Below are 8,528 nucleotides of genomic sequence, written 5' to 3'. Positions count from 1 at the left end.
ATGCGATCCGGATAGACCAGCAGCTTGTCGACCACGCTCGTCAGGCGGGCGAGGGCGAAATCGAGCGTGATGCAGGCATCGGGGCCGATGAAGCGCTCGACCGACGAGTGGCTGATGTCCCGCTCATGCCACAGAGCGACATTCTCCATCGCCGGGGCAGCTGCGGAGCGGACCATGCGGGCGAGGCCGGTGAGATTTTCCGTCAGCACCGGGTTGCGCTTGTGCGGCATCGACGACGAGCCCTTCTGGCCGGCCGAGAAATATTCCTCCGCTTCCAGCACTTCGGTCCGTTGCAGGTGGCGAATTTCAATCGCCAGCCGCTCGATCGACGAGGCGATCACACCCAAGGTTGCGAAGAACATCGCGTGGCGGTCGCGCGGAATGACCTGGGTCGAGGTGGGCTCGGGCGTCAGGCCAAGTTCCTTGGCGACATGCTCCTCGACCGCTGGATCGACGTTGGCGAAGGTCCCGACCGATCCGGAAATGGCGCAGGTGGCGATATCGTCACGTGCGGCTTTCAAACGGGCGAGGTTGCGGTTGAACTCGGCATAGGCCTGGGCGAGCTTCAGGCCGAAAGTGACCGGCTCGGCATGGATGCCGTGGCTGCGGCCAATGGTCGGGGTCAGCTTATGCTCGAAAGCGCGGCGCTTCAGCACTTCGAGCAGCGCGTCCAGATCCTCGATCAGCAGGTCGGCAGACTGCTTCAGCTGGACCGCCAGGCTGGTGTCGAGCACGTCACTCGAGGTCATCCCCTGGTGCAGCCAGCGCGCCTCCGGCCCCAGCTTCTCGCCGACCCACGTCAGGAAAGCGATCACGTCATGCTTGGTCACCGCCTCGATCGCGTCGATCGCCGGAACGTCGATCTCGCCCAGCACGTCCGCGTCATAGGCCTTGCGGATGGTCGCCGCGTCGTCGGCCGGGATCATGCCGATATGGCCCATCGCCTCGGCCGCGAACACCTCGATCGCCCACCAGATCTTGAAGCGGTTCTCCGCCGACCAGATGGCGGTCATCGCGGGACGGGAATAGCGGGGGACCATGCGGATGCGGCGCCTTTGGTTAAGGGAGGTTTCGCCGCGCGCCTAGCAAGGGCAGGCCAAAGGGGCAACGATTGGGCTGAGCTTATGGCCGCTTAGGGTGGAAAGCTGCCATTCCAATCATGAAGCAGCCCGGCTAGCCTTCTTCGATGCAGATTCTTGAATCGTCGATGCTAGGATTACGAACCGCGCGAATGCTTTTCCGTAATGGAACCTCACCAGTTTCCTTTACGCTCTATCCAATGGTCCACGTCGGCGACGAGCACTTTTACAGGGAAACCTACGGCGAAGCTTTTTCACATGATGTAGTCTTGGTGGAGGGAGTTCGTTCAGCAGTTGGTCGGAATCTCACCCGCAGCTATCGATGGATTAACTTCGAAAAGCTTGGACTGGTTAGGCAACCGAAAACACCTCCCCAAGAGGAGGTCTCGGCTCGCATAGTCAATGCCGACCTATCCACAGAGGAGTTTCATCGCGAGTGGCGGAAGGTGTCGCCGCTCCTCCGCTTCGCATTTCTGTTCGCGGCCCCGCTTTACGGAATATATAGGCGGCTGTTCTCGTCTCGGTCGAGCATTGCGCGCAAGATGTGCCTCGAAGACCTCCAGTCGTCTGACGAGATACTGCACTGGAGTCCGACGTTTGAACCAGTCCACCAAAGCGTCATCCATGCTCGGGATAAGAGACTGATTGAGTGCATTGCAGCCGAACTCGACGGCGATTCAGAAAAGCGCGTGGCGGTGGTCTACGGCGCTCGGCATATGCGAGCCGTTCTCCGCGACCTCGCAAAACGGGGTTTCCGGTGTTCGGACGCTAGCTGGCGAACGATAATCTCGGCCTAGTCCTAATGGCAGCAATGGGTCGAAAGCTGCCATTGGCGAACCTGCAGAATTTGCTGTCCTACAGCCGCCAAACCGTTCCACATTCGGCGGCGATCGGCTCTTTCTCACCGTCTGGATTCTTGCTCCCCTCATTAAGCCGCTAACTTCACAGAAATGGCGCTTGTCCCCATGAAATTAGTGAAGTTTGCAAGCCTAAATCAGCCTTCGACCGCGTAATCGTCGCCGTAGAATTTGCTCGTGCTGCGGGTGTGGAAGGTGATGGCCTTAATCGGCTCATATCTGGGCGAACCCAGACCCGGCAGCACTTCCAGCTGCTCATCCTCCCAGACGTAGACGGCCATCGGGAAGGACACGCGGGCGGTCGACAGGTGCGAGCCATCGCTCGGCTTGCCGACGCGATGCGTCGTCGACGGCAAGCGGTCATTGCTGATCCGCTGCATATAGTCGCCGGTGTTGATGATGATCGATCCCTGCGGCGGGTTGAGCCGAACCCATTTGCCGCTGCGATGATTCCAGACCTGCAGCCCGTCGACGCGCGAGGCGGGCAGGATTGTAAACAGGTCGACGTCCTCATGGCCCAGCAGCCGGCCGGCCCCGGAAAGGTCCTGGCCGCTGCTCATCGGCGGATAATAGTTGAGCCTGAGGCCGAAATTGGTCGCCGTGAGTTTTCGGTCATAGATGTGCGGATCGACCCCCAGCCCCTGGAACATCGCCCGGGCGATCGGCTTGAACAATTTCTCATGTTCCAAAACGAGCCGGCGAAACAGGGGCTCATGATCGGGGTTCGGCCAATAGTCCTCGGCGCGGAACGGCCCCTCGCGTTGCTGGGGAATGTCGAAGGCGCGGCGGCACCAGACCCAACCTTCGACCAGGTCGGGATGGATGTCGCTGGTCTCCTCGATCGGGAAATAGCCCTGGCTGACCGAGCCGAAGCGAGCAGCGCGAAAGCGCATCTTGTCGGCAAGCGAAGTCGTCGTGAACAGGTCGAGCACGCGTTCATGCATCTCATCATAAAGAGAAGTATCGACGCCATGGCCGACCAGGACGGCAAAGCCGATATCCTCCAGCGCGCCCGCGAATTCCTCCGCGAAGCGCGCCTGGTCCGCCGCACTGCCATGGAGATAGCAGCCGAGGTCCAGCGTCGCGATCTGATACTGATCGTCAAACTCGTCCTGCTCGCTCTCGGCCAGGCGATAGGTATGCGTCTTTCGTACCTGGTCGTACTTCTCAAAGTCGCGGTTGAGCGCATTGGGATCGGTCATGATGCCCCCACCAGCGCCGCGGCACGTTCGCCCCGTTCTTCGCGATAACCCTTCAGCGCGGCGCGCGCCATCACGACAGCCGTATAGAACACGACCAGCGTAATCACGTATCGAAGCATATCGACGTCCATTTTCTTGACGATCAGCGCCGCCACCAGCACCGCCGGGATTCCGCCCAGCGTCAGTCCGATTACGATCCGAAGATCGATCTCCGGCACCCGGATGAACCTGATGCTCGACCCGGCACCCATCAACGAAGCGCCCGACGCCATAATTGGGAAGCAATAATGCGGATCCATGCCCATCAGGCTCAGCATCGCCAGGGTCGGCGCGTAATTGCCGACCCCGAAATTGGCGAGCAGCCCGAAGATGAAACTTGCGGCAATTGCGATAACCGTCAGCCCGATCGGCAGGCCCGACGCCGTGCCGCCCGGTGGGAGCTTGCCGAGAATCGACAGGATGAAAACGATCCCGGCGATGGTCAGGCCGATCGCGACCGTCATTTGCACGATCCAGGCCCGTGCGCGAACGACCAAGGGCGCACCAACGATGCCGCCGGCGAAGGTCGCCATTGCGCCGCCGAACAGCAGCACCGGATCGACGCGAACACCCAGCAGGATCAGGAAGATGATGCTCTCGACCATCGCTGGCGGGGTTAGCCCGGCGATCATCGTCGGCGGGATGAGCCGGTCGGGCACCATCTTGCGAAACTTCATCCACGCAGTGGTCTGCGCAAAGGAGCCAATGCCGAAGGTGTCCAGGAAGTTGACGACCATCCCCAATAGCAAGGCTTCGAGCTTGGGCGCGGCGCGGGCCGCGATCGTCGCGCGCGCCAGGGCGAATCCATAGGTCAGGATCGCAATTCCCAGCAGGATCAGCAGGGCAATCAACAAAGCCGCCTCCCGCATGCCGACCGATTAGCGCGCATGATGTCGATCCCCTTCAGCGAATTCCGCATTGCAACTGGAACGAGTGGCCTCTTTCATGGCCGCGACGAAATGCGCGATGCGCGCCGATGCGTCGGGTTGAGTGACGAGCTCGACAATCGCCGAGCCGCTGATCACGCCTGCGGCACCGGCTGAAATTGCCTCCCGCACCTGGTCCGGTGTCGCGATTCCGAACCCGACTATTGGCGGCGGCGCACCGAGTCTCGCGAGCTCGGCAATCGTTTCGCAATGGTCAAGCGCAGGCCTGTCCTGCAGCCCGGTCACGCCCATCCGCGCCACGCAATAGGTGTAGCCGGAGCAAATCCGCGCGATGCGCGTCAGCGTTTGTCCGGGAGTATTCGGCGCGGCAATCATGACGAGATCGATTGCAGCACGTCTTGCCGCTTCCCGATAGGGCTCAATTTCAAGGGCGGGCACATCGGCGATGAGCAGGCTGTCGACCCCGGCGGCTGCGGCATCCAGGCAGAATTGCGAGCGACCCCGGGCTGCCAGAATATTGGCATAGGTGAGGATGCCCACCGGAATCGACGGATGGCGCCGGCGGAATTCGGCCAGTTGCCTGAAGCAGTCCTCGACACTCGTGCCGCTGCCAAGCGCCCGGTTCGCGGCTGCCTGGATAACCGGTCCGTCGGCGATCGGGTCGGTGAATGGAATACCGACCTCGATCATATCGGCCCCGCCTTCACCGAGGGAGTCCAGCAAAGTGGCACTGGTCGCGAGATCTGGATCGCCGAGCATCAGAAACGCACCGAAAGCGGCCTCGTCATTCGCGGCAAGTCGCTCGAACATGGCGGAATATCGGCTCATGATCGATGCCCCAGCAGCGCTTCAGCCTGAACGACGTCCTTGTCACCCCGACCCGACAGGTTGACGAGAATGATCGAGTCCTTGTCGGCCGCTTCCGCGAGCTTCAGCGCTTGCGCGACCGCGTGGCAAGACTCGAACGCGCCAATGATCCCTTCGCCACGCGCCAAGCCGCGAAAGGCTGCGATCGCTTCCTGATCCGCAATCCCGACATAGCTGGCGCGTCCCGACTCCTTTAGAAAGGCATGCTCGGGTCCCACCGCCGGATAGTCGAGACCGGCCGAAATCGACCATGTATCGCGCACCTGCCCCTCTTCATCCTGCAGCAGGAAAGTCTCGGCGCCGTGCAAAATGCCCGGCGATCCGCGCAGCAAGGTGGCGCCATGATCCAGGCCGTCCAGGCCTTTGCCCGCTGCTTCGACACCCATCAGCTCGACCGACTCATCCTCGATGAAATCAGCAAATATGCCGATGGCGTTCGACCCTCCGCCGACGCAGGCAACGACCGTGTCGGGAAGCCGCCCCTCCGCCGCCAGCATCTGCGCCCTGGCTTCTTTGCCGATCACGCGCTGGAACTGGCGCACCATCAATGGAAATGGATGCGGCCCCGCCGCCGTTCCGAGCAGGTAATGTGTATCGGCAAAGCTGGCGCTCCAGTCCCGCAGCGCTTCGTTAATTGCATCCTTGAGCGTCCGCCCACCGGTCGTCACCGGCACCACCTCGGCGCCCATCAGCTGCATCCGGAAGACATTGTGCCGCTGCCGCTCGACATCGTCGGAACCCATATAGATGCGGGTTTCGAAACCGAACAATGCGCCGACCATCGCGCTGGCGACGCCGTGCTGGCCTGCGCCGGTTTCCGCAATCAGCCGTCGCTTCCCCATTCCTTTGGCAAGCAGCGCCTGGCCCAGCACCTGGTTGGTCTTGTGCGCTCCTCCGTGCAGCAGATCTTCGCGCTTCAGATAAATTCGCGCCGGGCCACTAGTGAGATTGCGGCAAAGCGTTAGCGGCGTTGGCCTGCCGGCATAGGTCGCCAGCAACCCTGACAGTTCCGATCGAAAGGCAGCATCCTGCTCCGCCTCAAGGAATGCGGCCTCAAGCTGCTCGAGCGCGGGAACCAGTATCTCCGGAACAAAGCAGCCGCCGAAGCGGCCGAAGCGGCCTTCCATCAACATGGCACGGCTCCTCGGCTTGCTGGGCGAAGCGTATCGAACAAGGCCCGCAGCTTCACATGATCCTTCTGCCGTGGGGTTGCCTCGACCGCCGAGCAGATATCGATGCCGAAAGTGCCAACCCGCTGCGCAGCGCGCGCGTTGGCGGGTCCAATGCCGCCGGCAAGGAAAGCGCTGGGAAGATCGGGACGTCCGGCGACCAGGCTCCAGTCGAAGGCCTGCCCAGTGCCGCCGGTCCGTCCGTTCGATGTGGTGTCGAATAGGGTGCGGTCGGCGCCGTCAACAGGAGTTCCGAGAGTTCGGCTCACACCCGCCACCGTCCAGATTTCGCATTTCGCCGGCAGGCTCGCGCGCAATTTCCCGATATGCTGACGGCTGTGTAGCTGGACCGCATGCAGTTGCAGCTGATGCGCCGTTTCCACGATCTCGCCTTCGCTTTGTGCCCCGAACACGCCGACCAACTTCACGCCGAAACGGTGCGCTTCCGCAGCAAGCTCGGCGGCCTCGCGGTCGACGCGCCGCGGGCTATGCTCTGCGAAGATGAAACCGGCATGGCTGGCTCCTGCGCTGGCCGCTGCAGCAACGTCGGCGCTTCGGGTCAGCCCGCAAATCTTGACCGGTCCGAAAACGAGCGCGCGCGAGGCCTGGACGATGTCGTTGGCTGCCATCAGCGACGACCCGACCAGAAACGCATCGACTCTGTTCGACAGCCGCTCGATATCGCGCCGCGAACCGAAACCGGACTCGCTAACGACCAGGCGGTCGTAGGGCACCAGTCCGGCCAGGCGTTCGCTGACCGAGAGATCGGTTGCCAGCGTGTTCAAGTCGCGGTTGTTGATGCCGATGATCTCAGCGCCGAGCGTTAGTGCACGGCCGAGCTCGCGCTCGTCATGGACCTCGACAATCACATCCATCGAAAGCCGGCCCGCCTCGGTCATCACCTGGGCCGCTTCCCGATCCTCGAGGACGCTTAGCATGACCAGAATGGCATCGGCTCCGCACAGCCGTGCCTCGCCCACCTGCCGAGGGTCGATTACGAAATCCTTGGCAAGGATTGGCCCGTCAAAACCAGCTCGTGCCGTTCGCAAATCCTCTAGCGACCCGCCGAAGAAGGGTCCGTCGGTCAGCACGCTGATGGCGTCCGCGACAGGCGCATAGGCCTCGACAGCGTGCGCGACGCTTACGCTGCTGCGATGGCCCGAGGGCGATCGCTTCTTCACTTCCATGATGAAACGTGCCCCCGGCCTTGCCAGCGCGGTTCGCAAACTGCGGCGCGTCGGACACGGGTTCAGGCTCGTACCTGCCAACCGCGATGCGACGTCATTCCGCTTGCGACGGACGATTTCGGCGAGGACGCTTTCAGCCACGGCTTGCCTCGACATAGGAATCGAGCACGGCGCCGGCGCGCCCGGAGAGCAGCATTTCTCGAGCGAATTCCGCGCCATCGATCAGGGTCGGGGCTTTGCCAGCGGTCAGCAGCAGGGCGGCAGTGTTCAGGATGGCAATGTCCTGTTCTGCAGAACTGCCGCCACCATCAAGAAGCGCCCGCAACCGAGCGGCATTCTCCGCAACGTCGCCGCCCGTTACAACACTGAGGGGCGCTCGTGTCAGCCCCGCATCTTCGGGGGCAATCACCATCTCGGTCAGCTCTCCGTTTGAAAGGCGGATCGCCCGTGTTTCGCCATGCAGCGCAACTTCATCCAATCCCGAACCGTGAACGACGAGCGCCTCGTCAACGCCCATCGCGTCGAGTGTCATTGCAATCCGGCGCAACATTTTTGGGTCGGCCACGCCGAGCAGCTGGACCGATGGCCTCGCTGGATTGATGCAGGGGCCGAGCAAATTCATGACAGTGCGGACGTGCAGCTGCCGCCGCACCAGCGCCGCATGCTTCATTCCCGGGTGATAGGCGGGCGCGAACAGGAAACAGAAGCCGGTTTGGTCCAGTGCCGTTCTGGCAATCGCCGGATCGGCGTCGATCCGGGCACCAAGCGCTTCAAGGACGTCGGCCGAGCCACATTGGGAGCTGACGCTGCGATTGCCATGCTTGGCGACCGGCAATCCACAGGCTGCGGCGACAAAGGCGACGGTAGTCGAGACGTTGATCAGGCCCGAGCTGTCGCCGCCGGTGCCGCAGCAATCGGCGAACAGGTAGTCCGGCCGTTCGAACGGAAGCGCCGCCGCGAACAGGCCGCGGGCCGCGCCGACCATCTCCTCGGCGGTCTCGCCCTTCATCCGGAGCGCAATCAGCATCCCCGCGATCTCGGCCGGCTCGAGCTTGCCGAGCACCAGCCGCTCGAACAAATGCTCCGAATCGTCAGCGGGAAGATCCTCCCCGGCGAGCAGGCGCGGCAGCGGGTTGGGCACCGGGCCGGTGTCGGCGACAGGGTGGCGGACGGGCGGAGCCGTCACATGAGCTTGGGTCAACATGGCAATATCCTCGCGGCAATGAAAAACCCGCCGGAAG

At 62.6% G+C, this 8,528-nt stretch carries 8 protein-coding genes; 1 reads left to right on the top strand and 7 read right to left on the bottom strand.

The genetic code is table 11. The annotated features are described in order from the left end of the window. The coding region (purB, locus tag Q0C64_RS07015; RefSeq protein WP_294121997.1) for an adenylosuccinate lyase at positions 1-1,040 on the bottom strand (1,040 nt) is incomplete at its 3' end. A 239-nt stretch (positions 1,041-1,279) separates the two neighbouring features. Between purB and Q0C64_RS07010 the strand changes: the two genes are divergently transcribed. Continuing rightward, positions 1,280-1,876 (top strand): hypothetical protein, encoded by a 597-nt coding sequence (locus Q0C64_RS07010; RefSeq protein ID WP_294121994.1) that lies wholly within the window; start codon positions 1,280-1,282, stop codon positions 1,874-1,876. A 197-nt stretch (positions 1,877-2,073) separates the two neighbouring features. Here Q0C64_RS07010 and Q0C64_RS07005 read toward each other — a convergent pair whose 3' ends face one another. The 6 genes from Q0C64_RS07005 to trpD are packed head-to-tail and all read right to left on the bottom strand — an operon-like array spanning position 2,074 to position 8,491. Next, complete coding sequence (locus Q0C64_RS07005; protein WP_294121991.1) at positions 2,074-3,138, bottom strand: 2OG-Fe(II) oxygenase family protein; 1,065 nt, start codon at positions 3,136-3,138, stop codon at positions 2,074-2,076. Then, positions 3,135-4,028, bottom strand: a complete 894-nt coding sequence (locus Q0C64_RS07000) for a sulfite exporter TauE/SafE family protein (protein ID WP_294121989.1) — start codon at positions 4,026-4,028, stop codon at positions 3,135-3,137. Before Q0C64_RS07000 ends, Q0C64_RS07005 begins: the two co-directional genes overlap by 4 nt. Positions 4,029-4,055: 27 nt before the next feature. After that, on the bottom strand, positions 4,056-4,892 hold the full coding sequence (gene trpA / locus Q0C64_RS06995; RefSeq protein ID WP_294121986.1) for a tryptophan synthase subunit alpha: 837 nt from the start codon (positions 4,890-4,892) through the stop codon (positions 4,056-4,058). After that, positions 4,889-6,064 carry a tryptophan synthase subunit beta gene (gene trpB / locus Q0C64_RS06990; RefSeq protein ID WP_294121983.1) on the bottom strand — a complete coding sequence of 392 codons (1,176 nt, stop codon included), beginning with the start codon at positions 6,062-6,064 and terminating at the stop codon, positions 4,889-4,891. The genes trpA and trpB overlap by 4 nt, the downstream gene beginning before the upstream one ends. Next, positions 6,058-7,443 (bottom strand): bifunctional indole-3-glycerol-phosphate synthase TrpC/phosphoribosylanthranilate isomerase TrpF, encoded by a 1,386-nt coding sequence (gene trpCF, locus Q0C64_RS06985; RefSeq protein ID WP_294121980.1) that lies wholly within the window; start codon positions 7,441-7,443, stop codon positions 6,058-6,060. The genes trpB and trpCF overlap by 7 nt, the downstream gene beginning before the upstream one ends. Next, positions 7,421-8,491, bottom strand: a complete 1,071-nt coding sequence (trpD, locus tag Q0C64_RS06980; RefSeq protein ID WP_294121979.1) for an anthranilate phosphoribosyltransferase — start codon at positions 8,489-8,491, stop codon at positions 7,421-7,423. Before trpD ends, trpCF begins: the two co-directional genes overlap by 23 nt. Positions 8,492-8,528: the final 37 nt, after the last annotated feature.

The sequence above is a fragment of the Sphingomonas sp. genome, from assembly GCF_023266535.1.
Taxonomy (GTDB): Bacteria; Pseudomonadota; Alphaproteobacteria; order Sphingomonadales; family Sphingomonadaceae; genus Sphingomicrobium.
The sequence above is the reverse complement of the archived record's forward strand: the minus strand, read 5'-3'. Positions and strand labels throughout refer to the sequence as shown.